General features: G+C 63.9%; 21 protein-coding genes. 20 read left to right on the top strand and 1 reads right to left on the bottom strand.

Translation table 11 applies throughout. The features are described 5' to 3' along the window. Positions 1 to 206: 206 nt before the first annotated feature. Entirely contained in the window at positions 207 to 593 is a 387-nt protein-coding gene (locus L1O02_RS19950) for a hypothetical protein (RefSeq protein ID WP_108542709.1), read from the bottom strand. Positions 594 to 785: 192 nt separating this feature from the next. Between L1O02_RS19950 and L1O02_RS19945 the strand changes: the two genes are divergently transcribed. The 20 genes from L1O02_RS19945 (at position 786) to L1O02_RS19850 (ending at position 25,081) form a co-directional block, all read left to right on the top strand. Beyond that, the gene (locus L1O02_RS19945) at positions 786 to 1,151 is read left to right on the top strand and encodes a hypothetical protein (RefSeq protein ID WP_060838533.1); all 366 of its coding nucleotides are present in this window, start codon (positions 786 to 788) and stop codon (positions 1,149 to 1,151) included. Positions 1,152 to 1,466: 315 nt separating this feature from the next. After that, on the top strand, positions 1,467 to 3,023 hold the full coding sequence (gene tssA, locus L1O02_RS19940; RefSeq protein WP_108542710.1) for a type VI secretion system protein TssA: 1,557 nt from the start codon (positions 1,467 to 1,469) through the stop codon (positions 3,021 to 3,023). A 32-nt stretch (positions 3,024 to 3,055) separates the two neighbouring features. Then, a complete protein-coding gene (tssB, locus tag L1O02_RS19935) occupies positions 3,056 to 3,562 on the top strand; it encodes a type VI secretion system contractile sheath small subunit (protein WP_016965108.1) in 507 nt (168 codons plus the stop codon). 27 nt (positions 3,563 to 3,589) lie between these two features. Beyond that, positions 3,590 to 5,065, top strand: coding sequence for a type VI secretion system contractile sheath large subunit (gene tssC / locus L1O02_RS19930; protein ID WP_016965107.1), 1,476 nt, complete (start codon positions 3,590 to 3,592; stop codon positions 5,063 to 5,065). A 15-nt stretch (positions 5,066 to 5,080) separates the two neighbouring features. Next, positions 5,081 to 5,488 carry a type VI secretion system baseplate subunit TssE gene (tssE, locus tag L1O02_RS19925; protein WP_060838535.1) on the top strand — a complete coding sequence of 136 codons (408 nt, stop codon included), beginning with the start codon at positions 5,081 to 5,083 and terminating at the stop codon, positions 5,486 to 5,488. 13 nt (positions 5,489 to 5,501) lie between these two features. Then, positions 5,502 to 6,026, top strand: coding sequence for a PAAR domain-containing protein (locus L1O02_RS19920; RefSeq protein ID WP_108542711.1), 525 nt, complete (start codon positions 5,502 to 5,504; stop codon positions 6,024 to 6,026). A gap of 69 nt (positions 6,027 to 6,095) precedes the next feature. Then, positions 6,096 to 7,019 carry a DUF6402 family protein gene (locus tag L1O02_RS19915; protein WP_108542712.1) on the top strand — a complete coding sequence of 308 codons (924 nt, stop codon included), beginning with the start codon at positions 6,096 to 6,098 and terminating at the stop codon, positions 7,017 to 7,019. Between the two features lie 80 nt (positions 7,020 to 7,099). Continuing rightward, complete coding sequence (locus L1O02_RS19910; RefSeq protein ID WP_129406783.1) at positions 7,100 to 7,519, top strand: hypothetical protein; 420 nt, start codon at positions 7,100 to 7,102, stop codon at positions 7,517 to 7,519. 1,126 nt (positions 7,520 to 8,645) lie between these two features. Further along, entirely contained in the window at positions 8,646 to 10,433 is a 1,788-nt protein-coding gene (gene tssF / locus L1O02_RS19905; protein WP_235758566.1) for a type VI secretion system baseplate subunit TssF, read from the top strand. Next, positions 10,397 to 11,404, top strand: a complete 1,008-nt coding sequence (gene tssG, locus L1O02_RS19900; protein WP_060838540.1) for a type VI secretion system baseplate subunit TssG — start codon at positions 10,397 to 10,399, stop codon at positions 11,402 to 11,404. The genes tssF and tssG overlap by 37 nt, the downstream gene beginning before the upstream one ends. An 11-nt stretch (positions 11,405 to 11,415) precedes the next feature. After that, entirely contained in the window at positions 11,416 to 14,052 is a 2,637-nt protein-coding gene (gene tssH / locus L1O02_RS19895) for a type VI secretion system ATPase TssH (protein ID WP_235758565.1), read from the top strand. Between the two features lie 10 nt (positions 14,053 to 14,062). Next, complete coding sequence (locus L1O02_RS19890; protein ID WP_108542717.1) at positions 14,063 to 15,589, top strand: sigma 54-interacting transcriptional regulator; 1,527 nt, start codon at positions 14,063 to 14,065, stop codon at positions 15,587 to 15,589. A gap of 85 nt (positions 15,590 to 15,674) precedes the next feature. Continuing rightward, positions 15,675 to 15,815 (top strand): hypothetical protein, encoded by a 141-nt coding sequence (locus tag L1O02_RS19885; RefSeq protein ID WP_047303353.1) that lies wholly within the window; start codon positions 15,675 to 15,677, stop codon positions 15,813 to 15,815. A 17-nt stretch (positions 15,816 to 15,832) separates the two neighbouring features. After that, positions 15,833 to 17,032 carry a type VI secretion system-associated FHA domain protein TagH gene (tagH, locus tag L1O02_RS19880; protein WP_108542718.1) on the top strand — a complete coding sequence of 400 codons (1,200 nt, stop codon included), beginning with the start codon at positions 15,833 to 15,835 and terminating at the stop codon, positions 17,030 to 17,032. A 5-nt stretch (positions 17,033 to 17,037) separates the two neighbouring features. Then, positions 17,038 to 17,541 carry a type VI secretion system lipoprotein TssJ gene (gene tssJ, locus L1O02_RS19875; protein WP_060843097.1) on the top strand — a complete coding sequence of 168 codons (504 nt, stop codon included), beginning with the start codon at positions 17,038 to 17,040 and terminating at the stop codon, positions 17,539 to 17,541. Next, positions 17,538 to 18,869, top strand: coding sequence for a type VI secretion system baseplate subunit TssK (gene tssK, locus L1O02_RS19870; protein ID WP_016964839.1), 1,332 nt, complete (start codon positions 17,538 to 17,540; stop codon positions 18,867 to 18,869). Before tssJ ends, tssK begins: the two co-directional genes overlap by 4 nt. A 5-nt stretch (positions 18,870 to 18,874) precedes the next feature. Beyond that, complete coding sequence (gene icmH / locus L1O02_RS19865; protein WP_108542719.1) at positions 18,875 to 19,759, top strand: type IVB secretion system protein IcmH/DotU; 885 nt, start codon at positions 18,875 to 18,877, stop codon at positions 19,757 to 19,759. Next, the gene (gene tssM / locus L1O02_RS19860; RefSeq protein ID WP_108542720.1) at positions 19,759 to 23,283 is read left to right on the top strand and encodes a type VI secretion system membrane subunit TssM; all 3,525 of its coding nucleotides are present in this window, start codon (positions 19,759 to 19,761) and stop codon (positions 23,281 to 23,283) included. The genes icmH and tssM overlap by 1 nt, the downstream gene beginning before the upstream one ends. Then, positions 23,283 to 24,011: a PP2C family serine/threonine-protein phosphatase gene (locus L1O02_RS19855; protein ID WP_235758564.1), complete on the top strand. Its 729-nt coding sequence runs from the start codon at positions 23,283 to 23,285 to the stop codon at positions 24,009 to 24,011. The genes tssM and L1O02_RS19855 overlap by 1 nt, the downstream gene beginning before the upstream one ends. After that, positions 24,008 to 25,081 carry a serine/threonine-protein kinase gene (locus tag L1O02_RS19850; RefSeq protein WP_108542722.1) on the top strand — a complete coding sequence of 358 codons (1,074 nt, stop codon included), beginning with the start codon at positions 24,008 to 24,010 and terminating at the stop codon, positions 25,079 to 25,081. Before L1O02_RS19855 ends, L1O02_RS19850 begins: the two co-directional genes overlap by 4 nt. Positions 25,082 to 25,095: the final 14 nt, after the last annotated feature.

Here is a 25,095-nt window from a genome sequence, read left to right as displayed (position 1 = left end):
CTGCAGTTTTATTCAGATTCGGCCCACGGACATTCCCGGGTAGTTGCACTAGAATGCCAAGCGTTCGCCCGGTGCAAGGGCTCTTTACCGGTGCATGGATTGCCAAGGCCAGAGCACTGGGCGGACACCTTTCCCTGTCGCGCTCGGCGATGTTCCTGCTTCATCCTTCCTTGCTTGCGCCTTCTTCGGTTTCGCCCGAGCGACGCTCAAAGTGCCAGCGGTTGCAGACTCACCTGACGGGCCAGCAGGCTGACGAATCCCGGCCGTGGCGGGGTGCGTCCCTGCACGCTCAGCAGGACGATGGAGGCGCCCATGGCCAGGGCCGCGCCACCGTCCTCGTCCACCTGGAGCAATTGCCCGGTGATGTGCAGTCCGTCCTTGTCCCGAGCCATTCGCGGCTCAGACCCGGTGCCGGCCCACAGGTTGTGCTGCCAGCGGAACTCATCCTCCAGACTCAGCTCCACCTCGTGCTCCTGGGCAACCTGGGGCGGGGCTCCCAGCCATTGGCCCCGGCCTTCACCGAAAGCACAGCTGAAGTCGACCCACAATGCTGACGACGGGTCGCTGTGGAGGGCGGTGAGGGTGATGCGCATGTCAGGTGTTTCCGTTGTCGAGGGGCAAGGGCGCGCGGTCCATGGACCGGTCAGGCGACAAGGCTGCAGGGAGCGGCAGCGCCTGGCAAGTTGCCCGAGGCTTTTTATTGCGCTGTTGCACGGCAGGGGCACAGAATGCCCCCCGGCCCGACCGGGCCGCCGGTGAACGGGCCATGTGCTGGAGATTAGGGATTGATCTGGTTGAAGCGTTTTCTGATGGCGATGGGCGGGCTGGCGCTGGTGCTGATTGCACTGTACGTGGCCTTGATGGACTTCACCAAGGCGCCGGCCCGTGGGCTGGCCGAGCACCCCAATGCCCAGTGGCAGGGCGCGGCCGATGGTGGGCATTACATTGAAATCACCCGCGCCGAGCCGCCTTATTACTTTGTGCAGGTGCGTTATGAAAGTGGTCAGTTGTGGGATGAGGGCTGGCTCAAATATGAAGGGCGCGACGGTGAAACTTTGAGCGCTAATGAAGTACTCGCATTCGACGGCGATGGGGTGATCTACCTGCAATTGCGCAAAGTGCTGAGCGCGGATAAGTCGGCGGCCCATTGACGGCGCTCGGTGCGGCAGGGGTGAGCGAGCCAGGCGGGGCGGCGCGATTAATACCACTTGTTGCATAAATCCGAATACAACTGTGCAAGAAGTTGCGCATAAGAACTTAAATATATTTGTATTAGAGGTTTATCAGTCTATATAGGAAAAATCCTATATTTTTGCCTGGGGTGTTCCGTTAGGGTTTTGCCACCTGAATGGATATCCGGTAGTTCCAGTGCGCACTTTGTTTCCCACCTTTGTCAGACTTTTCTTCAAAGAGCGTAATCAGCGCTTTTGTCTGAGCGGCGTGGCGGGCATGGAAAGTGGCCAGCCATGAGCTACTCCCGTAAGTTGTATTCCCATCACCTCAAACTCGCCCAGTCCCCTGTGCACGAGCACAGTTTCGCCGGCGAAGACGTACGCTTCTCCAACGAGTACGAAGCCCTGGAAAACGAGCTGGGCAAAGCCCAGTCGCTGCATGCCAACGGTCAGATCGACTGGCTGAAGGTCCAGGAGCAAAGCGAAGCCCTGTTGCGTCATCAATCCAAGGATCTGCGGGTCGCCGCCTGGCTGACCTGGGCCCTGCATCAGCGTGAGTCTTTCCCAGGCCTGCTGGCGGGCCTGGGGCTGTTGCGCCACCTGTGCGAACACCATTGGGAGCAGGTGCATCCGGCCAAGCCGCGCACCCGTGCCGCGGCGGTCGCCTGGCTGGTGCCGCGCCTGCAGGAAGCCCTCGACGACGATGTGCCGATCAAGGAGCAGTTGCCGCTGTTCCGCCGCCTGGTGGAGCAGATCCAGGGGCTGGACGGCATCCTGACCGGGCACCTGGGGGACGAAGCGCCCTTGCTGCTGCCCATCTGCCGGCGTCTGCAGGGCATGGTCACCCGGGCCGCGGACCAGCAGCCGGAACCCGGCGCCGTGGGCAGCGTGGTGGCTCAGGTCAAGCAGGCGGCGGCGCAGCTGTTCACCCCCGGTTCACCCATCGATAACGAAAAGGATGCGCACAAGGCCCTGCGTGCCCAGCAGGACAACGCCCGGCCGCTGTGCGCCTGGTGGCTGCGGCAGAAGGCCACTGATCAACGGGCTTTGCGCCTCAATCGCACTCTGATGTGGCTGGCCATCGATGCGGTGCCCGAGCGCAATGCCGAGCAGGTCACCGCCTTGCGCGGGCTGCCGGCGGACAAGCTGCGTCACTACCAGGAACGTTTCGCCCAGGGCCAGTACGCCGATCTGCTGGTGGAGCTGGAGGCGAGTCTGGCCCGGGCGCCGTTCTGGTTCGACGGTCAGCGCATGGTCTGGGAGTGCCTGCAGGAACTCAATGCCGAGTCGGCCATGCGCGAGGTGGAGTTCCATTTCGCCCTGCTGCTGCAACGCCTGCCCGGGCTGATCGAGCTGCGTTTCCATGACGGCGTGGCCTTTGCCGATCCGGCCACCCGCGCCTGGGTCAGCGCCCAGGTCCTGCCCCATCTGCAAAGTGCCGACGTGCCGCGCAAGGTCGAAGCGGACAGCCAGCTGCCGGCCTGGGAAGAGGCTCTGGAGGAGGTGCTGCCGATCCTGCGCAAGGACGGCCTCAAGGCCGCGGTGCAGGTGCTCAAGCAGGGACTGCAGAACGCCCAGGGTGGGCGGGTGCGGTTCTTCTGGCAGTTGAGCCTGGCGCGCCTGTGTTTCACGGCCAAGAAGTACGAACTGGCCAAGACCCAGCTGGAGACTCTCGACCAGCAGCTGCAGCACTCGGGCCTGCAGGCCTGGGAGCCGCAGCTGGCGCTGGAGGTACTGCAGCTGCTGCACAACTGCTGCGAGCTGTTGCCGCAAAACCACGCGGTGCGCGAACGCAAGGAAGAGGTTTATCGCAGGCTGTGCCATCTCGATCTCGAGGTGGTACTCGAATAGGCCCCAGGGCCAACAACCCAAGGAGAAGTGTCATGGCCAAAGAAGGCTCTGTAGCCCCCAAGGAACGGATCAACGTCACGTTCAAGCCCGCCACCGGCGGCGCCCAGGAAGAGATCGAACTGCCGTTGAAACTGCTGGCGATCGGCGATTACACCCAGCGCCTGGACGAGCGCAAGGTCGAGGATCGCAAACCCATCAGCATCGACAAGATGACCTTTGACGAGGTCCTGGCCAAGCAGGAACTGCGCCTGACCCTGAGCGTGCCCAATCGCCTGCAGGACGACGGCGGCAGCGACGAGCTGGCGGTGCAATTGCGGGTTGATTCGATGAAGGACTTCAATCCCGCAAGCCTGGTGGAGCAGGTTCCGGAGCTGAAGAAACTCATGGAGCTGCGCGACGCCCTGGTGGCGCTCAAGGGGCCGCTGGGCAACGCGCCGGCCTTTCGCAAAGCCATCGAAGGCGTGCTGGCCGATGACCAGTCTCGGGACCGGGTCCTGGGTGAACTGGGTCTGAACGCCGCCCCCGCCCTGCAAGACTGAGCCCTCAACCGCCAAGGAAGCTAGAACATGAGCAGCAGTGCCGCACAGCAGAAGCACCAGGACAGCAGTGAATACAGCATTCTCGACAGCATCATCGCCGAGACGCGCCTGACCCCGGATGACGAGGCCTATGACATCGCCAAGCGCGGGGTCTCGGCCTTTATCGAAGAGTTGCTGAAACCGCAGAACAGCGGCGAGCCGGTGAAGAAGGCCATGGTCGATCGGATGATTGCCGAGATCGACGCCAAGCTCAGCCAGCAGATGGACGAGATCCTCCACCATCCCGACTTCCAGTCGCTGGAGTCGGCCTGGCGTGGCCTGCAGTTGCTGGTGGACCGGACCAATTTCCGCGAGAACATCAAGATCGAGATCCTCAACGTCTCCAAGCAGGACCTGCTGGACGACTTCGAGGACTCTCCGGAAGTGATGCAGGCCGGCCTCTACAAACACATCTACACCGCTGAATACGGCCAGTTCGGTGGCCAGCCGGTGGGGGCCATCATCGCCAACTACTTCATGTCCCCCAGCTCGCCGGACGTGAAGCTGATGCAGTACGTGTCCAGCGTGGCCTGCATGTCCCACGCGCCGTTCATTGCCGCGGCGGGGCCGAAGTTCTTCGGCCTGGAAAGCTTTACCGGGCTGCCGGACCTCAAGGACCTGAAGGACCACTTCGAAGGCCCGCAATTTGCCAAGTGGCAGAGCTTCCGCCAGTCCGAGGATGCGCGCTACATCGGCCTGACCCTGCCGCGTTTCCTGCTGCGCAATCCTTACGATCCGGAAGAAAACCCGGTGAAATCCTTCGTCTACAAGGAAAACGTTGCCAACAGTCACGAAGACTACCTGTGGGGCAACACCGCCTACGCCTTCGGCACCCGCCTGACCGACAGCTTTGCCAAGTTCCGCTGGTGCCCGAACATCATCGGCCCGCAGAGCGGCGGCGCGGTGGAGGACCTGCCCCTGCACCACTTCGAGAGCATGGGCGAGATCGAAACCAAGATCCCCACCGAGGTCCTGGTATCCGACCGGCGCGAGTACGAGCTGGCGGAGGAGGGCTTCATCTCCCTGACCATGCGCAAGGGCAGCGACAACGCCGCGTTCTTCTCCGCCAGTTCGGTGCAGAAACCCAAGTTCTTCGGCATCAGCGCCGAGGGCAAGGCCGCGGAGCTCAACTACAAGCTCGGCACCCAGCTGCCCTACATGATGATCGTCAACCGCCTGGCCCATTACCTGAAGGTGCTGCAGCGCGAGCAGCTGGGCTCCTGGAAGGAACGCACCGACCTGGAGCTGGAACTCAACAAGTGGATCCGCCAGTACGTGGCCGACCAGGAGAACCCCAGCAGCGAAGTGCGTGGCCGGCGTCCGCTGCGTGCGGCGCAGATCATCGTCAGCGACGTCGAGGGCGAACCGGGCTGGTACCGGGTCAGCCTCAACGTGCGGCCGCATTTCAAGTACATGGGGGCGGACTTCACCCTGTCGCTGGTGGGCAAGCTGGACAAGGAATAGGGCAGGAGCCGAGCCATGCGTCGATACGGCAGCCTTTTCGAACGCCTCGGTGGCGAGGCCGAACAACGCGTCGGCTGGAGTCGCGAAGTGGCCGCCATGGCGTCGGTGGCTGCCCATCTGGCGAAGATGCTCAGCACCCGGGCGGGCAGTGTGCAGACACTGTCCGACTACGGGCTGCCGGATCTCAACGACATGCGCCTGAGCCTGCACGACGCGCTGAGTCAGGCGCGAGAGGCCATCGAAGGCTTTATCGAGACCTATGAGCCCAGGCTGTCCAACGTGCGAGTCAAGCCACTGCCCCGGGACCACGATCCCCTCAAGCTGGCCTTCAGCATCGAAGGCCTGCTGGAGGTGGAAGGGGTCAGGCGCCAGGTGAGCTTCGCCGCGCGGCTGGATGGCAGTGGGCAGGTACGGGTCAAGTAAGGAGTGAACAAGGATGTCTGGAAAACCTGCGGCACGGCTCAGCGACCCAACGGCCTGTCCGATTCCCGGGCATGGGGTCAATCCCATCGCCAGTGGCTCGGCGGATGTGCTGTTCGACGGCCTGCCGGCGGCTCGCCAAGGTGACGTGTCGGCCTGTGGCGGTGCCCTGAGCGGCGCCTTGAGCAGCACCGTGTTCATCAATGGTCGGCCAGCCGCCACCCTGGGGTCGCTGGGCAGTCATGGCAACACGGTGATAGGCGGATCAGGGACGGTGATCATTGGCGATACCCATGTCCCGGCACCGTTTGTGGCGCCGTTGCCGGTGCAGATCAATTGGCCGTTCAGCGAACACTATGTGATTGAGTGCCAGGAGACTGGGAAACCATTGGCGGGAATTGCCTACACCGTCAAAACGGCGACTGGAAAGATCTTCAGTGGCGTGACTGGAGCAGATGGCAAGACCGAAAAAATATCATCTTCGGACGCTGAGACGTATGAACTGATTATTCAACGGCAGCGTGAAGTGGTGATTGCTTGACCGTGGTCGAGGGTGTTGAAGAAGAATCGGCGGCGATCCCGCTCTTGCACGCAAATGGGGGGCTAGGTGATGGAAATAGTAGCGACATCCAGTTTGAGTCCTGCGAGTCAAAAGGCCGAAAAGACCTTGGCAATTCGTCTTTTCGGAGTGAGTGATATTCCAGCGGCCATGAGAAAAATGAATTGGAATGTCGCTGCCGACCTGATGCAGTACTGGTTTGATGGCAAACCGTGGTCGACGATAGATGGCGCAATGTCGAACGAAGTCAAGGAACATATTGCCCTTGCTCCAGCACCCTATTTCGATAGTTCAATTGTCAAGATGAATTGGCTTGTCAAGTTTGAACGCGCCAATAAGGTACTGAATGTTCTGCGAGCGGCTTGGAATAATGGGCCAGCTCAAGAGCAGATGCGGGAAAAAATATTGCCGAAATTCAAGGGTCGGACTCCTGGTGTATACCCGTTTCAGTTTAACGGGGAGGCGAGATCGGTAGAAAATTTTGGTTACTGCAATACTCGATCGGTAAATTTTGCATTGGTCGATGAGGTAAACGAGTTAAGGGCAGCCTTGGCTGATTTTAATATCCGAGTCTTCCCCGAGGGAGAGGTTGCTGTCACCAAGGATAAGGTACGGCTTTTAGTAAGTCGCATAGGCTTTTATGTTGAGGATGCCTATGACTTTAATGACGCCCCTAACAGTTTTTTTAGTCAGCCTCTGGGTTTTTGGAATTTTGATGGCATTGAAGGAGCATTCGCTGCAAACGCTACCAATATTGGCCTGGCAGAGGCCCAGGGTGCTTTAGCGATGCAAGCGCCTGGAGACGCTGCTGCGGATCGTATGTACAAGGAAATTGCTGAAGCGCGTTATTTCTATGTTAATAATTCGCATTTTGTTGCCTATAGACGACGAACAGGCAAGGGCGGCGATTTTCAGGTTTTTTCAGATGTTTTATATGAGAGTGTCCCTCTTGTTGTTATTGCATTATGGGGATGAACGTTCGTGTGCGGAAAATACAGCATGTGTATTATTTTTTTCGCATTTTTAACTGAGACAGATGCTGGCGGTGGGGCACAATGATGAATTTGCTTCGGAGTAAATGGCTTCGTCGAGCAGCTCTAGTAGCTATTGTGTTGGGTGCGGCATTGATATACATCGTCAATGTAATGCTCGGTTATCCCGCGAGTACTACGCAGGTAAGTCCGTCAGGCCGATTCATAATGGAGAATGTGCGTGTCGATGGAATTTTTTTTCTGCGGAGAATGGCTTATCTTCGAGTAATTGATACACGGGCGCCTGAAACAGTCTACCGCACACCTTTGTATGACACGCAGTCTTTGGATATGCGGGTATTTGAAAATGATCATGAGGTCGGGATTTACTGGATAAAGTTTGATTGGCAGAAAAAGCTGTTTGTTATTTCCATGCCGGAATGGGAAGAGCACGGGATGAATATATTTGTAAGTAATACGCCTTATACCCATTTTAAAAATTAGGTTGGGTGCTTTTTTGGTTTCGGCCCAAGGATGCGATAGCAGGCAAGGAGCTTGAAGGGAATGAATGTCCGTTCCGCAGTAAGCGTTTTTTCTATGTTGCAATTGGCGTGTCATATGTACCGTTGCACGGCATGCTGGCTCGTTCTATTTCACAGCCTGATATAGATATGGGGGCTGGAGTTATTGAGTAGTCGGTATTTTTATCGTGTCTATACCAAAGATGATGAACTGCTTAGGACATCCGAATGGTTTTTCTGGATGAGGGAGGGAAATGAGCAGGTTGCCCCCGAATTTTCTGGCGCTACTGTGCTTTACCCGGGAACTGAGGGTTGGGAGTACTGGACGGTTACAGAGTGTCGTTGAGGATTTTGGTATTCAGAGAAGGCTTTCATAGAGTGAGTCATGCTGAAAACTAAAAGAGGGTTAGTGGTTTTCATTGTTTCGGTAGTTGTGCTTCTACTGTTGCTCACCCTAGGGCTCAAGTTAAGAGGTGCGTGGCTGGCTCAGCCCAGAGCGAAGGATTGGAACGAGTCGGGCAAATGCTACATAGCAACATATATCCCGGAATATCGATCGATGGGGTTGGTTGGGCGCGTTTTTGCATTGTTCAGCAGCAAGAATTTTTATCGGGTTTATACCAAGGAGGGGGAGATGCTTAGAACGTCGGAATGGTATTTATGGATGAGAGAAGGAAGTGAAAATATTGCTCCGGAATTTAATGGTGCTTCCGCGCTATATCCTGGGTCCGAGGGCTGGGAGGGGTGGACTGTCACGGAGTGTCGTTAAGCAGGAGTTTTGATTCGGGCGAGATTCTCTTGAAGTCGTAAGAAACGATAGAGGCTTGAAATGGCTTGCGCAAAGTATTTCAAGATCATGCTATGGGCGCCCGTATGCATGTTGCTAACCGCTTTTTTACTACTGGGTAATGCAGGTGATGATCTGACTCTTGAAAAAGGAGCTTGATTCAGGCAGCTGCGTGCGGGGTGGTTCTTTGAGTATTGCCGCAATAGTTCTGCGTGCAGCCCTGGAACAACTGTTTGCCACCTAACAACGAGTACTCAAACACAACCCTGAACTAAGAAGTTTCCATTGTTCGCCCATTTCACTCACCCCAGGCAGGTAAACCATGTCCTTCAACCACTACTACCAAAGCGAACTGACCGCGCTGCGCCAGTTGGGGCGGCGTTTCGCCGAGCGTAGTCCGGCCCTGGCTCCGTTTCTCGGGCAGGCCGGGCGGGACCCGGATGTGGAGCGGTTGCTGGAGGGCTTTGCCTTTCTCACCGGGCGTTTGCGGCAGAAGCTCGATGACGAGCTGCCGGAGCTCAGCCATTCGTTGATGCATCTGTTGTGGCCCAACTACATGCGGCCGTTGCCGGCGTTCAGCATCCTGCAGTTCGATCCGTTGCAACGTTCGGGGCCGGCGGTCGGCGTGCCTCGGGACACGCCGGTGGAAAGCCGGCCGATCAACGAGGTGCACTGCCGGTTCCGCACCTGCTATCCCACCGAGGTGCTGCCCCTGGCGCTTTGCGGGTTGACCTATTCGGTCAAGGGCGATGGGGCCTTGCTCAGTTTGCGCCTGGAGATGACCTGCGACGGGCATCTGGGCGAGTTGGAGCTGGGGCGCCTGCGCCTGCATCTGGCCGGCGAGCGCTACATCAGCCAGATGCTCTACCTGAGCCTGTTGCGCAACCTGGCCGGGATCGAGCTGGTGCCGCTGCGTGCCAGTGGCGAGCCGTTGCGCGCAGCCAACGGCGATCCGCTGGCGTTGCGGATCCCGGGCAACAAGGTGCAGCCGGTGGGCTTTGCCGAGGAAGAGGCGTTGATTCCCTATCCGCTGAACACCTTCCGCGGCTACCGCTACCTGCAGGAGTATTTCTCCTTCCAGGACAAGTTCCTGTTTGTCGACCTCGGCGGCCTGGAGGTGTTGCGGACGCTGCCGGAGGACAGCCTCAAGCAGGTGTGCGGCCTGGAGCTGCGCTTCGATATCCGCAAGAGCGGTATCCAGCGCCTGCGGCCGACCCTGGACAACGTCAAGCTGTACTGCACGCCCATCGTCAATCTGTTCAAGCACGACGCGCTGCCGATCCGCCTCGACGGCAAGCAGGACGAGTACCTGCTGCTGCCGGCGGAATACGACCTGGAAAACTGCGGGGTGTTCTCGGTGGATTCAGTCACCGGCTGGGCGCCGGGCGGGGTGGGCTACCAGGACTATGTGCCGTTCGAGTCCTTCGAGCACGACCCCAGTTTCGACGTGCCCCAGAGCCGTCCGCACTACAGCATCCGCCAGCGTTCATCCCTGCTCCACGATGGCCTGGACACCTACCTGAGCTTCGCCATCCGCCACACCGAGGCCCAGGAAACCCTGTCCATCGAGCTGACCTGCACCAACCAGAACCTGCCCCGTCAGCTCAAGCTCGGCGACATCGATCAGCCTTGCGAGGACACCCCGGACTTTCTGCGCTTTCGCAACATCACCGCGGCCACGTCCAGCTACGCGCCGCCGCTGAGTCGCGACTTCCTGTGGAAGCTGATCAGCAACATGTCCCTCAACTACCTGTCCCTGGCCAACGTCGATGCGCTCAAGGTGATTCTCGAAACCTACGACCTGCCGCGCTACTACGACCAGCACGCCGAGCGGGTCAGCAAACGTTTGCTGGGGGGGCTCAAGTCGATTCGTCACGAACACGTCGACCGCCTGCACCGCGGCCTGCCACTGCGGGGCCTGCGCACCGAGCTGACCATCGACCCGCAAGGCTATATCGGTGAAGGCGACCTGTTCATTTTCGCTTCCGTGCTCAACGAGTTTTTCGCTCTTTACGCCAGCCTCAATTCGTACCACGAGCTGCGGGTAAACAGTACACAAGGAGAGGTGTACCAATGGACGCCACGCATGGGCTTGCAGCCCCTGCTTTGAGCGAGTTGTCCCGGGGCATACGGGAGTACTCGCTGTTCCAGGCGGTGATGCTGGTGGTCGATCGACTGCGCGATGCTCACCCCCAGATGAACGACGACGAGCTCTACGATCAGCTGGAGTTCCAGGCCAACCCGAGCCTGGGATTTCCCGGCAGCGATGTCGATCGCGTGGAGTTCTTCGAAGAGCACGGACTGTTGCATGCGCGCCTGCGCCTGAACCTGATCGGCCTGTTCGGCTCCGGCTCGCCGCTGCCGGCCTTCTATGGCGAGCAGGCCCTGGGCGACACCGAGGAGGGCAACCCGACCCGGCATTTTCTCGATCTGTTCCACCATCGCCTGCAACGGCTGATGCTGCCGATCTGGCGCAAGTACCGCTATCGCGCGAGCTTCTCCAGCGGTGCCCTGGATCCGTTCTCCAGCCAGTTGTTCGCCTTGATCGGCCTGGGCGGCGTGGAGATTCGCCAGGCCCGGGAACTGAACTGGAAACGCCTGCTGCCCTACCTCGGGCTCTTGAGCCTGCGGGCCCACTCGGCGGCGCTGATCGAGGCGGTGCTGCGTTACTACTTCAAGCATGCGCAGCTGGTGATCGAGCAGTGCATCGAGCGTCGGGTGCAGATTCTCGACGAGCAGCGCAACCGCCTGGGCCTGGGCAACAGCGTGCTCGGCGAGGACCTGGTGCTGGGGGAGCGGGTGCGCGATCGCAGCGGCAAGTTCCGCATCCACATCCGCGAGCTCGACTGGCAGCGCTTCCATGAATTCCTGCCGATTGGCTTCGGCTATCAACCGCTTTGCGCCCTGGTGCGTTTCACCTTGCGCGACCCGTTGGACTACGACATCCGCCTGGTACTGCGCCAGGAGGAAATCCGTGAACTGTGCATCGGCGAGCAGAACGCTTGCCGCCTGGGCTGGACCAGCTGGCTGGGACGTGAACGCGCCGATGGCGTGGTGACCCTGGGCAGCCTCTCTCATTAAGGACGAGACCGATGATCAACGTCGATTTGCAACAACTGATCCAGGCACTGGATGCCGATACCCGCCGCGACCTGGAGCGCTGCGCCGAGCGTTGCGTGGCCCGTGGCGGCAGCAAGATCCTGGTGGAGGACCTGCTGCTGGAACTGCTGGAGCGGCCCCAGGGGCTGCTCGCCCGGGCCCTGCAGGATGCCGGGATCGAGGCCGCCGAGCTGGTGGCGGTGCTGCAACCGGGTACCGAGCACAGTGCTTCACGCAACCCGGTGTTTGCGCCGGAGCTGGTGCAATGGCTGCAGGATGCCTTGCTGGTGGCCAGCCTGGAGTTGGGGCAGACCCAGGTGCAGCAGGCGGCGTTGCTCCTGGCCTTGCTGCGCAACCCGCTGCGCTATGCCGGCAGCCGCTACCAGCCATTGCTGGCGCGGCTCAACAGCCAGCGCCTGAAGGACTTCGCCCTGGCCCAGCAGGGGGATCCCGGGGCCCCGGGCCAGCCGCTGGCCGGCGGCGAATCGCTGTTGCAGCGCTTTACCCACAACCTCACCCAGCAGGCCCGGGACGGCCGGCTCGACCCGGTGCTGTGCCGCGACGAAGCGCTGCGCCAGATGGTGGATATCCTCGCCCGGCGGCGCAAGAACAACCCGATCATTGTCGGCGAAGCCGGGGTCGGCAAGACCGCGGTGGTGGAGGGGCTGGCGTCGCGCATTGCCGCCGGTGAAGTGCCCCAGGCGTTGCAGGGCGTCGAGTTGCTGGTCCTGGACATGGGCTTGCTGCAGGCCGGGGCCAGCGTCAAGGGCGAGTTCGAGCGCCGGCTCAAAGGGGTGATCGATGAGGTCAAGGCCGCGCCTCAGCCGATCATCGTGTTCATCGACGAGGCCCATACCCTGATCGGGGCCGGTGGCAACGCCGGCGGTGGCGACGCCGCCAACCTGCTCAAGCCGGCCCTGGCCCGGGGCGAGCTGCGCACCATCGCCGCCACCACCTGGAGCGAGTACAAGAAATACTTCGAAAAGGACCCGGCCCTGGCCCGGCGTTTCCAGCCGGTGCAGTTGCATGAGCCCAGCGTCGACGAGGCGGTGACCATCCTGCGCGGCCTGGCCCCGATCTATGAAAAGAGCCACGGCATTTACCTGCGCGATGACGCGGTGGTGGCGGCAGCGCAGTTGTCGGCCCGCTACCTGGCGGGTCGGCAGTTGCCGGACAAGGCCATCGACGTCCTGGATACCGCCTGCGCCCGGGTGCGCATCAGCCTCGCCGCGGCGCCGCAAAGCCTGGAACGCTTGCGCGCCGAACTGGCGGAAGGCGCTCGCCAGCGCCAGGCCCTGCGCCGCGATGCCGAGGCAGGGCTGGACATCGACCAAGAGGCTTTGCAGCTTCTGGAGCAACGCTTGCAGGATGCCGAGCGCGAGCAACTGGCCTTGGAGCAGCGCTGGATCGAGCAGCGCCAGCAGGCCGAGCGCCTGCTCGCTCTGCGCCAGGAGCTGGCCCTGGCGCGGGAAGCGCTGGTGGCCACTTCCGAGGACCGGCAAGCGCCGGCTGAGGATGCTCGGGACAGCGAGCCGCAGGCGCACCTGCAGGCGTTGCAGGCCGAACTGGTGGCGGTCCACGGCGCGCTCAGCAACGCCCAGGCCGAGGAGCGCCTGGTGAGTTTCGAGGTGTGCCCGCGGTTGGTGGCGCAAGTGATCAGCGCCTGGACCGGTGTGCCCCAGGAGCAACTGGCCCGGGAGCACAACGCCCGGGTCGCCAGTTTCGCCGACGATCTGCGGGCGCGGATCCGCGGCCAGGAACAGGCGGTGCAGGCCCTCGACCGTTGCATGCGCGCGGTCGCCGCGGGCCTGAACCAGCCCGACGCGCCGGTGGGGGTGTTCCTGCTGGTGGGCCCCAGCGGTGTCGGCAAGACGGAAACCGCCCTGGCCCTGGCGGACCTGCTGTACGGCGGCGAGCGCTTCCTGACCACCATCAACATGTCCGAGTTTCAGGAGAAACACAGCCTCTCGCGGCTGATCGGCGCGCCGCCGGGTTACGTCGGTTACGGCGAGGGCGGCATGCTCACCGAAGCGGTACGCCAGAAACCCTATTCGGTGGTGCTGCTGGACGAGGTGGAGAAGGCCGATCCGGACGTGCTCAACCTGTTCTACCAGATCTTCGACAAGGGCCTGGCCAACGATGGCGAAGGGCGCGCGATCGATTTTCGCAACACCCTGATCCTGATGACCTCGAACCTCGCCAGCGAACGCATCGACGCCCTGTGCCAGGGCTCGCAGCGTCCCAGCACTGAGGACCTGGAGCGGGCGATCCGCCCGGTCCTCAGCGCCCACTTCAAGCCGGCGCTGCTGGCCCGCATGCGGGTGGTGCCGTTCTACCCGGTGGACGCTGCGGTGCTGCGGGAACTGATCGAGATCAAGCTGCAGCGCCTGGGCAAGCGCCTGGCGCGCCGGCACTTGCAGTTCAGCCATTGCCAGCAGTTGGTGACGCAACTGGCCCGGCGCTGCGGGCAGAGCGACAGCGGTGCACGGCTGATCGATCACCTGCTGGAAGCGCATCTGCTGCCCCGGGTGGCCGATCGTTTGCTGCAGGCCATGGCCAGCGGCGAGTCCCTCGTGCAGGTGCACGCCACGGTGGATGGCGACGGCGGCGTGGTCTGCGAGTTTGCTTGAGGGCACCCGGATGTTTACCCAGATTGCCCAACCGCTGGCCTATGCCGAATCCCTGCTGGGGATGTACTGCGAGCTGGCCCGGAGCGGCGACGAGGCCAGCCTGCTGGCGGACTTCGTGGCTGCCGTCGCCCGGCTCAGCGGTTGCCAGTTGACCCAGCTGTACCTGTTGGACGCCACCCACACCCGCCTGGAGCTCTGCGCCGAGTGCCTGAGCGACGCCACACGGCCGCGGCCAGTGGCCGAGCTGCCGGCGGACTACAACGGCGAGCAGCTGTTGCAGTTCTCACTGTGCCAGGACCGCGTGCTGTTCCTCGCCGACCTGGGCAGTGGCCTGTACCAGACCGACTTCCTGCCGGAGGCGGGCGGTGCCTGGCGCTCGCTGCTGTGCGTGCCCCTGGCCAGCCCCCAGGGTGCGGTGCAAGGGCTGCTGCTGTGCGCCAGCCGCGGGCCTGCCCGGTTGCAGGGATTCGCCGGCTCGTTGCGCCTGTCGGGCAGCTTCCTGCTGGCCCAGCGCAGCCTGCGGCAACACTGGCGGCGCGCGGCGGCCACGCTGCCGACCGAGCCCGAGGCCCCGCGCCGGGCCGGCGACTACGGGCTGATCGGTAGCAGCCCGGCCATGCGCCAGACCTGCCAGCTGATCAGCAAGGTGCTGCACAGCCCCTACACGGTGCTGCTCCAGGGCGAGACCGGCACCGGCAAGGAGGTGGTGGCGCGGGCCATCCACGATTACGGTCCGCGCCGCTCGCGGCCCTTTATCGTGCAGAACTGCGCGGCTTTGCCCGAGCACTTGCTGGAGAGCGAATTGTTCGGCTATCGCAAAGGCGCGTTCACCGGCGCCGACAGCGATCGCATCGGCCTGTTCGAGGCGGCGCAGGGCGGCACGCTGCTGCTGGATGAAATCGGCGACATGCCGCTGGTGCTGCAGGCCAAGTTGCTGCGGGTGTTGCAGGAAAGCGAAATCCGCCCCTTGGGCAGCAACGAGCCGCGCCAGATCGATGTGCGCATCATCGCTGCCACCCACCGCGACTTGCCGACCCTGGTGAGCAGCGGCGAGTTTCGCGAGGACCTCTATTACCGCCTTGGCCAGTTCCCCATCGAACTGCCACCCCTGCGCCAGCGTGCGGGGGATGTGGCGCAACTGGCGCGCTACTTCTGCGACAAGACCTGCACCTTTCTCCAGCGCGAAGCGCTGCAGTGGTCCGACTCGGCGCTGCAACTGCTTGGCGGCTACGCCTTTCCCGGCAACGTGCGCGAGCTCAAGGGCCTGGTGGAGCGGGCGGTGCTGCTGTGCGAAGGCCGCGAGCTGCTGCCCGAGCACTTGCTGCTGCAGCGCGCGGCGCCGGAGGGCTCGCCGACCCTGAACCTGCGGCTGCGCATGGAGCAGATCGAGCGCGGCCTGTTGCTGGAGTGCCTGCACAAGCACGGCGGCAATCGCACCCACGCCGCCCGCGAGCTGGGCATGTCGCGGCGGGCCCTGCATTACCGCCTGGCGCGCTTGCAGATCCAGCCCCTGGAACCCGAGGCGTCCTGCTCATGAGCGCGCTGTGGCTGTGCTTGTCGCTGACCGGCGGCGCCCGATTCCTTGGACGCCGCGCCCCTTACCTTGATCCGGAGAACCGCTGATGTCCGTTCGTCCCTGGCCCCTTGTCCTGCTGTTGCTGGTGGTTTTCGGCCACCTGGGCGCTTGCAGCGGCAATTACAAATTCAATGACCCCAGCTACCGCCCGCTAGGTGACCCGCAGACGGTCAACCGCGGCAAGTGAGCGCAAGGAGCAGCACCATGGAACTGGTTTTTGAAATGCTCGACAGCCCTCAGCGCCTGCCGGCCGCAAGCGTCAGCAAGACCTTCGGGCAGGGCGGGGGACGGATCGGCCGCGGCGCCGATTGCCACTGGGTGATTCCCGACCGCCAGCGGCACCTGTCCAACCACCACGCGCAGGTCAGCTATCGGGACGGTGCGTTCTTCCTCACCGATACCAGCAGCAACGGCATCGTCCTCAAGGACAGCGGCGCGCGCCTGCCCAAGGGCACGCCGTTGCGCATCGAGCAGGGCAGCACCTATGTGCTGGGGGGCTTCGTGATGCGCGCGCGGCTGATGCCGGCGAGCGCGCCCCTGGCGCTGGACGGCGGCCGGCCGCTGGCCGCGGGCAGCATCATTCCCGATGACGCCTTTCTCGATCCGGACCCGCTCAAGGCCCTGGCGATGGAGGAGCAGGGCGAGCTGACGGACGATCCTCTGGCGCTGCTCGACAGCCCGCCCCAGGCCCTGGAGCCCTTCGCCGACTACGCACGGATCGACACCGAGCACCTGCTGGTGCCCGAGCTGGTGGCGCCCACGCCGCTCCCGCCAGCGAGCCCGGTATCGCCGCTCCAGGGCCCTGGGGAGTCGTTCTGGGAGCAGTTTGCCGAGGCCCTGGGCGTTGAACTCAAGGACCTCGATCCGCCGGCCCGGGAGGCCCTGGCGCTCAAGGCGGCGCGCCTGCTCAAGCAGAGTGTTGCCAGCTTGCAGCAGAGCCTGCGCACCCGTAGCGAACTGAAGAACGAACTGCGCCTGGGGCAGACCCAGGTCCAGAGCGCCGGCAAGAACCCGCTGCGCTTTGCCCCGAACGCCAGCGAGGCCCTTGAGCGGCTGCTGCTGGACGACAAGCCCGGGCAGTTGTCCGGGCCCCAGGCCATTGCCCGGGCCTTCGGCGATTTGCAGGCGCATCAGGTGGCCTTGCTCGCCGCCAGCCGGGCCGCACTGCGCAGCACCCTGGAGCACTTCTCGCCGCAGCAGTTGACCCTGCGTTTCGAGCGCGACGGCAAGCGCCCCTGGCTGGCCACCGCCGGGCGTCACTGGCGGGCCTATACCCGCTACCACCAGAACCTGCGCCTGGACGACGACTGGAGCGAACGCCTGCTGGCCCGGGACTTTGCCCAGGCCTACGAGGAGCAGCACCGGCTGATTTCCACCCTCAACACCCACGCTCACCAAGGATGATCCCCATGCTTCGCTGCAAGGTTTTGTTGATGCGCGCCGCGACCCTGCTGGCGCTGTCGCTGCTCGGCGCCTGCGCCTCGATGTCGCCGTATTCGAGCCTGACCAAGCTCGACCTCAGGCTCAGCGCCAGTGACCAGTTGAACCCCGACCTCAACGGCCGGCCGTCGCCCATCGTGGTGCGGCTGCTGGAGCTCAAGCACCCGGTGGCCTTTGAAAACGCCGATTTCTTCAGCCTCTACGAGCGGGCCAAGGAGTCCCTGGCCCCGGACCTGGTGGCCAGCGAGGAACTGGAACTGCGCCCCGGGCAGAGCCTGGAGCTCAAGCTCAGCGTCGAGCGTGACAGCCGTTATGTCGGGGTGTTGGCGGCCTACCGCGACCTGCCGGAAACCCGCTGGCGCTATGTGATTCCGATCACCGCGATGGAGGTCACCCGCAGTGAGCTGATCCTCGACCAGGCGGGCATTCGCAACCGTCTGCAACCTCTGGCCCGGGCGGATGAACAGCCATGAACGAACATAAAGTCATCTGGCAGGAAGGCATGTTGCTGCGGCCCCAGCACTTCCAGCACAACGACCGCTATTTCGACCATCAGCTCAAGACCCGCACCCAGCTGCTGGGCAGCTACACCTGGGGCTTTCTCGGCCTGGAGATCGACCTGCAGTACCTGAACATGGGCAAGCTGGTGATCAGCCGGGCCTCGGGGATCCTGCCGGACGGCAGCCTGTTCGCCCTGGGAGAGAGCAGCGAGCCCCTGGCCCTGGACGTGCCGGCCAACACCGGCAAGACCTCGGTGTACCTGGCGCTGCCCCTGGTCACCGGCAACCACATCGAAGCCCGGCGCGCCGAGCAGTCCGATGTGCTGGCGCGCTACATCACCTACGAAGCGCAGATCGCCGACTCCAATGCCGACGACGACTCCAGCAGCCAGATCAGCTGCGGGCGACCGGACTTTCGCCTGTTGCTGGGGGAGCAGCAAAGCGACCAGGCCTACGTCAAGCTCAAGGTCTGCGAGGTGCAGGGCAGCAACGCCGAAGGGGTGATCAACCTCGATCAGGAGTTCTTCCCGACCTTCATCCAGACCCACGCCTCGGCCTACCTGCTGTCGTGCCTGAAGGAGGTGATCAGCATGCTCGCCCACCGTGGCGACACCATCGCCGAGCGCATCCGCTCCAATGGCAAGGTCGGTGGCGCCGAGGTCGGCGATTTCATGATGCTGCAGCTGATCAACCGCAGCGAAGTGGTGCTGCGTCACTACCTGGACCTGGAGCAGGTGCACCCGGAGGAGCTGTATCGCACCTTGCTCGGCATGCTGGGCGACCTGTCGACCTTCTCCAGCGAGAGCAAGCGCCCGCGCCTGGACACCCGCTACCAGCACAGCGACCAGGGGGCGAGTTTTCGCAGCCTGATGGACGCCATCCGCCAGGTGCTGTCCATGGTCCTGGAGCAGCACGCCATGGAGCTGGCCTTGCAGGAGCGCCAGTACGGCATCCTGGTGGCGGCCCTGCACGATCACTCGTTGCTGGAGTCGGCCTCGTTCGTCCTGGCCGCCAGCGCCAACTGCGACGCCGAAGAGTTGCGGCATCGCCTGCCGGCGCACCTCAAGGTCGGCCCGGTGGAGAACATCCGCCAGCTGGTCAACCTGCACCTGCCGGGGATCAAGGTCAAACCGCTCTCGGTGGCGCCGCGCCAGATCCCGTTCCACTCCAGCAAGACCTATTTCATCCTCGAATTCAGCCCCCAGGAGCTGACCCAACTGGAACGCTCCGGGGGCTTTGCCTTCCACGTTTCCGGGGAGTTCTCCGAGCTTGAGCTGAAATTCTGGGCCATCAGGAACTGACTGCCATGACCAAGGACAGTGAATACCCGCAGGACGACAAGACCGTCCTCGTCGATCGCCACGAGCCCCACGCCGGCAGCGGCCCGCTGACGGACTCCGTCGCGCCGCCGCGTATCGAGCAACTGGAGCAGCGGATGATCTATGCCGCGCGCCTGCAACCGGCCCAGGCCTTCAACGTCAGCCTCAACGCCCTGGTGGCCGCGGCGTCCGAGCTGCTTTCGGAAGTGGTGCGGCTCAAGCACAGCGTGGTGCGCGAAGACCTGGGCGCGCTCAACCAGCAACTGAGCGCCGCCATCCGGCGGTTCGAGGCCCGGGCGCTGCACGACGGTGCCGAGGCCGGCCAGGTGCGCAGCGCCCGCTATGTGCTGTGCACGGTGGCGGACGAGGCGGTGGTGAGCACCCCCTGGGGCAATGAGAGCCAATGGTCGCAGATGAGCCTGCTGAGCAGCTTTCACAACGAGACCTTCGGCGGTGAAAAGGTCTTTCAGCTGCTGGAGCAACTGACCCGCAATCCGCTGCGCCACCTGCCGATGCTGGAGCTCATCTACCTGTGCCTGTCCCTGGGGTTCGAGGGCAAGTACCGGGTCGCGCCCCGCGGCATGCTGGAGCTGGAAGGCATCCGCGATGCCCTGTATCGGCAGATCCGCCAATTGCGCGGCGACGTGCCCCGGGAGTTGTCGCCGCAGTGGCAGGGCTTTGGCGATCAGCGCCCGGACCTGGTGCGGATCGTGCCCTGGTGGACGGTGGCGCTGTTCACCCTGGTGAGCCTGGCGGTGATGTATTCCGGGTTTGCCTGGGTTCTGGCGCAGCAGCGCGAGAGCGTGTTGCAACCTTATCGTCAGCTTGATTCGGCGGCGTCCGTGAGTGCGCCGCAAGACGGGAAACTGTGATGAAGACTCTGTTGAAGAAAGTCGGTCTGTTCCTCGCCAGGACCTGGGTCTGGACCCTGGTACTGGTGCTGTTGATGGCGTTGCTGGTGTGGTTCGTCGGGCCCTTGCTGGCGGTGGATGACTATCGGTTCTGGGCCAGCACCACCGCGCGGCTGTCGACCATCAGCGGCTTGTGCCTGATCTGGGGCCTGAGCATGGTGTTCGTCAACTGGCGCGCCGGGGTGCGCAAGACCGCCCTGGAGGACAGCGAGGAAGGCCGGCAGAGCCTGGAGCGCGAACAACGCATGGATGACGAGGAGAAAGAACTGCGCAGTCGCTTCAAGGAAGCGCTGCGCACCCTCAAGACTTCCAGCCTGTATCGCGGCCGCAGCGAGCGCTGGCGCCAGGACCTGCCCTGGTACCTGCTGCTCGGGCCCAAGGGCGCCGGCAAGACCAGCCTGCTGGATTTTTCCGGGCTGGAATTTCCCCTCAATCGCATTGATCGCAAGCTGACCCGCGACACCCAGGGCAGTGCCCACTGCGACTGGTACTTCGCTGAACACGGGGTGCTGATCGATACGGCCGGGCGTTACCTGACCCAGCCCGATCCCGAGGCCGACAGCCACGCCTGGAGCACCTTGCTCGGCCTGCTGCGCAGCCGTCGGCGCAATCGGCCGCTCAATGGCGTGCTCCTGGCGCTGCCGGTGGACGTGTTGCAGGGCGGCGACGAACAGGCCCTGGAGCTTTTTGCGCGCCAGGTGCGCAGTCGCCTGCAGGAAGTGCGGCAAAAACTGCATGTGGAGGTGCCGGTGTACCTGGTGCTGAGCAAGGCCGACCAACTGCTGGGGTTCGACGAGTTCTTCGATCAACTGAGCCGTGAAGAGAGCGAACAGGTGCTGGGTGTCAGCTTCCGTCGCGAGCAGGACGGCACCGATGTGGCGGTGCTGCGCGATGAGTTCGAAGACCTGCTGCGGCGCCTCAACAGCCAGATGATCATGCGCATGCACCAGGAGCGCGACACCCAGCGTCGCGGGCGGATACTGGATTTTCCGCACCAGTTGGGACTGATCGGCGAGCGCCTGTGCCTGTTCGTCGACATGGCCTTCACCGGCAACCGCTACCAGCGCGCCAGCCTGTTGCGTGGTTTCTACCTCACCAGCGCGCCGCACCTGAGCCAGTCACTGGACCCCGACACGGCCGGGATCGGCGCCAACCTGGGCCTGCCGAGCAGCCTGTTGCCGAACCTGCACAGCGGGCGGGCGCGATTCATTCATCACCTGCTCAGTCAGGTGATCTTCCCCGAAGCCGAACTGGCGGGCCTGGAGAAGGGCGAGCGCCGGCGCATCGATTGGGGCCAGCGCGCCCTCTATGTGGGGGCGCTGGGTTCCCTGGGGCTGTTCGGGCTGGTATGGGCCAGTGGCTTTTCCGCCAACCATGGACGCCTGGAGCAACTGCGCGAACTGGCCCGGGAATGGACCCAGCAACGCGCCACCCTGAGTGACCGGAGCGACGCCATGGCCGCGCTCAAGAGCCTGGACCTGAGCGACCAGGCGACCCGGGTGTTTCCGCCCAAGGGCCAGGTGTCGCTGCATGAGCGCGGCGGTCTGTACCAGGGCGAGGCCAGCAACCCGCTGCTGCGCGCCGCCTATGAGCGCGAGTTGCAAGAGCAGCTGCTGCCGAAGGTGGCGCAGATGCTCGAAGGGCAGATCCGCAGCAACCTCAAGGACCGCGAGCGCCTGCTCAACAGCCTGCGCGCCTACCTGATGCTCAACCTCAAGGAGCGCCGCGACCCCAGTTGGCTGCGGGACTGGGTGGCGGCCGACTGGTCGCGGCGCTACCCCGGCAACAGCGCGGTGCAGAACGGCCTCAACCGTCACTTCGAGCGCCTGTTGCAGCAACCCTTCAGCTACCCGCTCAATGAGCCGCTGGTGGCCCAGGCGCGCCAGGTGCTGCGCAGCGAGTCGCTGGCCGACGTGATCTACCGGGTGCTGCGTGAGCAGGCCCGGAGCCTGCCGGACTATCGCCTGAGCCAGCACCTGGGGCCCCAGGGCCACCTGCTGCTGGGCGCCGATTATGTGATCCCGGGCTTCTACACCCAGCAGGGCTATCAGCAGTATTTCTCGATCCAGGGCGCCAGCCTGGTGAGCGACATCCTCCAGGACAACTGGGTGCTGGGGGAGGGCAGCGACATCAGCGGCATGGACCTGCGCCAACTGATGGTCAAGCTGGAGCAGCTGTACTTTCGCGACTACGCCAACCACTGGGGCGAGGCGGTGGGCCGGGTGGCCCTGCAGCCGATCAACGATGCCAGCGAAGGGGCCGAGCAAGTGGCCGGCCTGACCTCGGCCAACTCGCCGATCTTGCAACTGCTGGTGGAAGTGCGGGAGAACACGCGCTTTCCGGTGCTGGCCGAGCCCGCCGCAGAGCTGAGCGAGGCCGCCGACCAGCTGGTCGGTGGCGGCGCCTTGGGCAAGGTCGCGGCGGCGGCCGCGGGCAAGGCCAAGGACGGGTTGCTGAAAAAACTCCCGGACACCGCGCGCAAATCCCTGCAAAGCCGCTTCGAGCCGCTGCACCGTTTGCTCGACGACAACAACGGCCCCACCGCGGACCTGGCCCCGGCCCTGCAGGCGCTCAACGAACTGCAGCTGCAACTGGCGTTTCTGGCCCGCTCCGGCAATCCCGAGCAGGCGGCCTTTGAAATGGCCAAGACCCGCATGAGTGGCCAGCGCGATGCCCTGAGCACCCTGCGCACCAGCTCCGGGCGCCTGCCGCGGCCGGTCAGCGCCTGGTTCAACCTGCTGGCCGAGGACACCTGGCGCCTGGTGCTCAACGACGCGTACCAGTACCTCAACCAGCGCTATCAGGGCGAGCTCTACGGCTTTTACGGCAAGGCCATCAAGCAGCGCTATCCGTTCGATGCCCACAGCAGCAGCGAGGTGGCCATCGGCGACTTCCGCGAGTTCTTCAAGGCCCAGGGCCTGGCCGAGCGCTTCTTCGACACCTACCTGCGGCCCTTCGTGGTGGGCGATCCGGGCAATTACCGGCTGCGCAACATCGACGGCTACAGCCTGCCGGTGTCCCGGGTCTACCTGGACCAGATGGCCGCGGCCCAGGTCATCCGCCAGAGCTTCTTCGCCGAGAACCCGGCCGAGCCCCAGGTGCAGTTCCGCCTGGAACCCTACACCCTGGACCCCAGCGTCAGCCGCGCCGAGTTCCGCTTCGGCGACCAGCAGATCGAGTACCGCCATGGTCCGATCGTGCCCATGGCCTTCAAATGGCCCACCGATGCGGAAAACGGCCGCACCAGCCTGGTCCTGGAAAAACTCGCCGGCCGGCCCATCGGTATCGAGAAGAACAGCGGTCCCTGGTCGCTGTTCCGCCTGTTCGACCTGATGCAGAACGAATACCTGAGCGGACGCGACGTGATGGTGATCAAGGCCGACCTGGGCGGATTGCGGGCCAATTACCTGCTGCACAGCCAGCGCACCCCCAACCCCTTCGACATGGGCGTGCTGCGCAGCTTCCGCCTGCCGGTGCAGCTCTGATGAACGCTGCCGGGACCTGGCGCAGCGCGGCCCGTACCGACCCGGGCAAGGTTCGCCGGCGCAACGAGGATGCCTTTCTCGACTGCCCGGAGCGCGGCCTGTGGGTGGTGGCCGACGGCATGGGCGGGCACCAGGGCGGCGACATCGCCAGCCGGCTGATCATCAGCAGCCTCGCCGAGCTGCCGACCGAGGACAGCTTCGAGGCCCGCCTGGCCGGCGTGCGCCAGTGCCTGCACTGGCTCAACCGGCGCCTGGGCCAGGAACTGACGGTTACCGCCGGACGGCGCGACAGCATCATGGGCAGCACCGTGGTCGCGCTGTTGCTGCAGGGCGATCGCGCCGCCTGCGTCTGGGCCGGTGACAGCCGCTGCTACCTGTGGCGCGAGCAGCGCCTGTACCAGCTGTCGCGGGATCATTCGCTGATGCAGAAACTCATCGACGAGCAGCAGATGAGCGTCGAACAGGCCCGCTCGCACCCGGCGGCCAACGCCCTGACCCGGGCGGTGGGCGCCAGCGAGCGCCTGAGCCTGGAAGTGCTGGAACTGCAGGTCTATCCCGACGACGTATTCCTGCTGTGCAGCGACGGCCTGTACCAGGAGTTGACTCGCAACGCCTTGTGCCGTGCCTTGAGCTTGGCGGCGCCGCAAGTGGCCTTGCAGCGTTTGTTCGAGGACGCCCTGGACGGCGAGGCGCGGGACAACCTGACCGCGGTGGTGGTGCGCCAATGAACCTGCCGCTGTTGCACCCGCATTCACCCTCGCCGGCGCCGGGCGAACTGACCCGGGTGGTGGCGGCTGCGGCAACGCAGCCGCGGCCGGTCAAGGGGCGCGGCAAAGGCTCCAAGGGGCGCGGCAAGGCCCGGGGTTGCGGCAAACGGCGCTTGCCGATCGGCCCGCCGCTCAAGGCGCTCGACCCCCAGGGCGGGCTGCCCCAGGTGCTGGCCGGGCGCTACCGGCTGGAGCGCTTGCTGGGGGCCGGCGGCATGGGCGTGGTGTACCGCGCCCGGGACCTGCTGCATGAACAGTTCGGCGACCCGGAACCTTATGTGGCGCTGAAGCTGCTCAGCGAAGCCTTCGCCGATGCGCCGGATGCCAGCGCCTTGCTCTACGGCGAATTCGCCCTGACCCGGCGCCTGCACCATCGGCACATCGTGCGGGTGCACGGCTTCGATGTGGACACCGGGCATGCCTGCGCCTTTATCACCATGGAACAGCTGCGCGGCATGCCCCTGGACCAACTGCTCTGCCAGTGGCCCCTGGGGTTGCCCTGGGCGCAGTCGCGGGAGGTGATTCTGGCATTGCTGGAGGCCCTGGCTTACTGCCATGGCCGCGGGGTGCTGCACGGCGACCTCAAGCCCGGCAACCTGATGCTCGGCGATGACGGCCTGCGCCTGTTCGACTTCGGTCTGAGCCGCGCCGCCCAGGGTCAGTTGCCGGGCCTGCCAGGGCTCAACCGCCAGCGTTTCGCCGCCTGGACTCCCAGCTACGCAGCCCCGGAGCTGCTGGAAGGCGCGCCGCTGTCGGCAGCGGCGGATCTGTTCGCCGTGGCCTGCGTGATCCACGAACTGGTCAGCGGCAAGCACCCTTATCGCCGCCTGCCCTCGACCCAGGCCCGGGACCAGCAGCTGGACCTGCAACTGCAACGCCCGCGACAACTGCCGGAGTACTGCTGGCCGGCGCTGCGCACGGCCCTGGCGCTGAATGCCGCGGAGCGGGCCATCGGCGTCGATGAACTGCGGGATGCCTTTGCCCCCAGGGGCGGCTGGCTGGGCGGCTGGTTGCAGCGGCATGAACCATGAACAGCGAACAAGGA

The organism is Pseudomonas sp. BC42 (assembly GCF_021560055.1).
Classification (GTDB): domain Bacteria; phylum Pseudomonadota; class Gammaproteobacteria; order Pseudomonadales; family Pseudomonadaceae; genus Aquipseudomonas.
Note: the sequence above shows the minus strand (reverse complement) of the source record. Positions and strands in the feature narration are given on the sequence as shown.

Coding starts and splice junctions, on each gene's coding strand:
- tssH (WP_235758565.1), top strand. CDS start 11,416: ATGATCAACGTCGATTTGCAACAACTGATCCAGGCACTGGATGCCGAT.
- tssE (WP_060838535.1), top strand. CDS start 5,081: ATGCGTCGATACGGCAGCCTTTTCGAACGCCTCGGTGGCGAGGCCGAA.
- tssG (WP_060838540.1), top strand. CDS start 10,397: ATGGACGCCACGCATGGGCTTGCAGCCCCTGCTTTGAGCGAGTTGTCC.
- L1O02_RS19915 (WP_108542712.1), top strand. CDS start 6,096: ATGGAAATAGTAGCGACATCCAGTTTGAGTCCTGCGAGTCAAAAGGCC.
- tagH (WP_108542718.1), top strand. CDS start 15,833: ATGGAACTGGTTTTTGAAATGCTCGACAGCCCTCAGCGCCTGCCGGCC.
- tssJ (WP_060843097.1), top strand. CDS start 17,038: ATGCTTCGCTGCAAGGTTTTGTTGATGCGCGCCGCGACCCTGCTGGCG.
- tssA (WP_108542710.1), top strand. CDS start 1,467: ATGAGCTACTCCCGTAAGTTGTATTCCCATCACCTCAAACTCGCCCAG.
- L1O02_RS19910 (WP_129406783.1), top strand. CDS start 7,100: ATGATGAATTTGCTTCGGAGTAAATGGCTTCGTCGAGCAGCTCTAGTA.
- tssF (WP_235758566.1), top strand. CDS start 8,646: ATGTCCTTCAACCACTACTACCAAAGCGAACTGACCGCGCTGCGCCAG.
- tssC (WP_016965107.1), top strand. CDS start 3,590: ATGAGCAGCAGTGCCGCACAGCAGAAGCACCAGGACAGCAGTGAATAC.
- L1O02_RS19885 (WP_047303353.1), top strand. CDS start 15,675: ATGTCCGTTCGTCCCTGGCCCCTTGTCCTGCTGTTGCTGGTGGTTTTC.
- L1O02_RS19855 (WP_235758564.1), top strand. CDS start 23,283: ATGAACGCTGCCGGGACCTGGCGCAGCGCGGCCCGTACCGACCCGGGC.
- L1O02_RS19850 (WP_108542722.1), top strand. CDS start 24,008: ATGAACCTGCCGCTGTTGCACCCGCATTCACCCTCGCCGGCGCCGGGC.
- tssB (WP_016965108.1), top strand. CDS start 3,056: ATGGCCAAAGAAGGCTCTGTAGCCCCCAAGGAACGGATCAACGTCACG.
- L1O02_RS19920 (WP_108542711.1), top strand. CDS start 5,502: ATGTCTGGAAAACCTGCGGCACGGCTCAGCGACCCAACGGCCTGTCCG.
- tssM (WP_108542720.1), top strand. CDS start 19,759: ATGAAGACTCTGTTGAAGAAAGTCGGTCTGTTCCTCGCCAGGACCTGG.
- icmH (WP_108542719.1), top strand. CDS start 18,875: ATGACCAAGGACAGTGAATACCCGCAGGACGACAAGACCGTCCTCGTC.
- L1O02_RS19890 (WP_108542717.1), top strand. CDS start 14,063: ATGTTTACCCAGATTGCCCAACCGCTGGCCTATGCCGAATCCCTGCTG.
- L1O02_RS19950 (WP_108542709.1), bottom strand. CDS start 593: ATGCGCATCACCCTCACCGCCCTCCACAGCGACCCGTCGTCAGCATTG.
- tssK (WP_016964839.1), top strand. CDS start 17,538: ATGAACGAACATAAAGTCATCTGGCAGGAAGGCATGTTGCTGCGGCCC.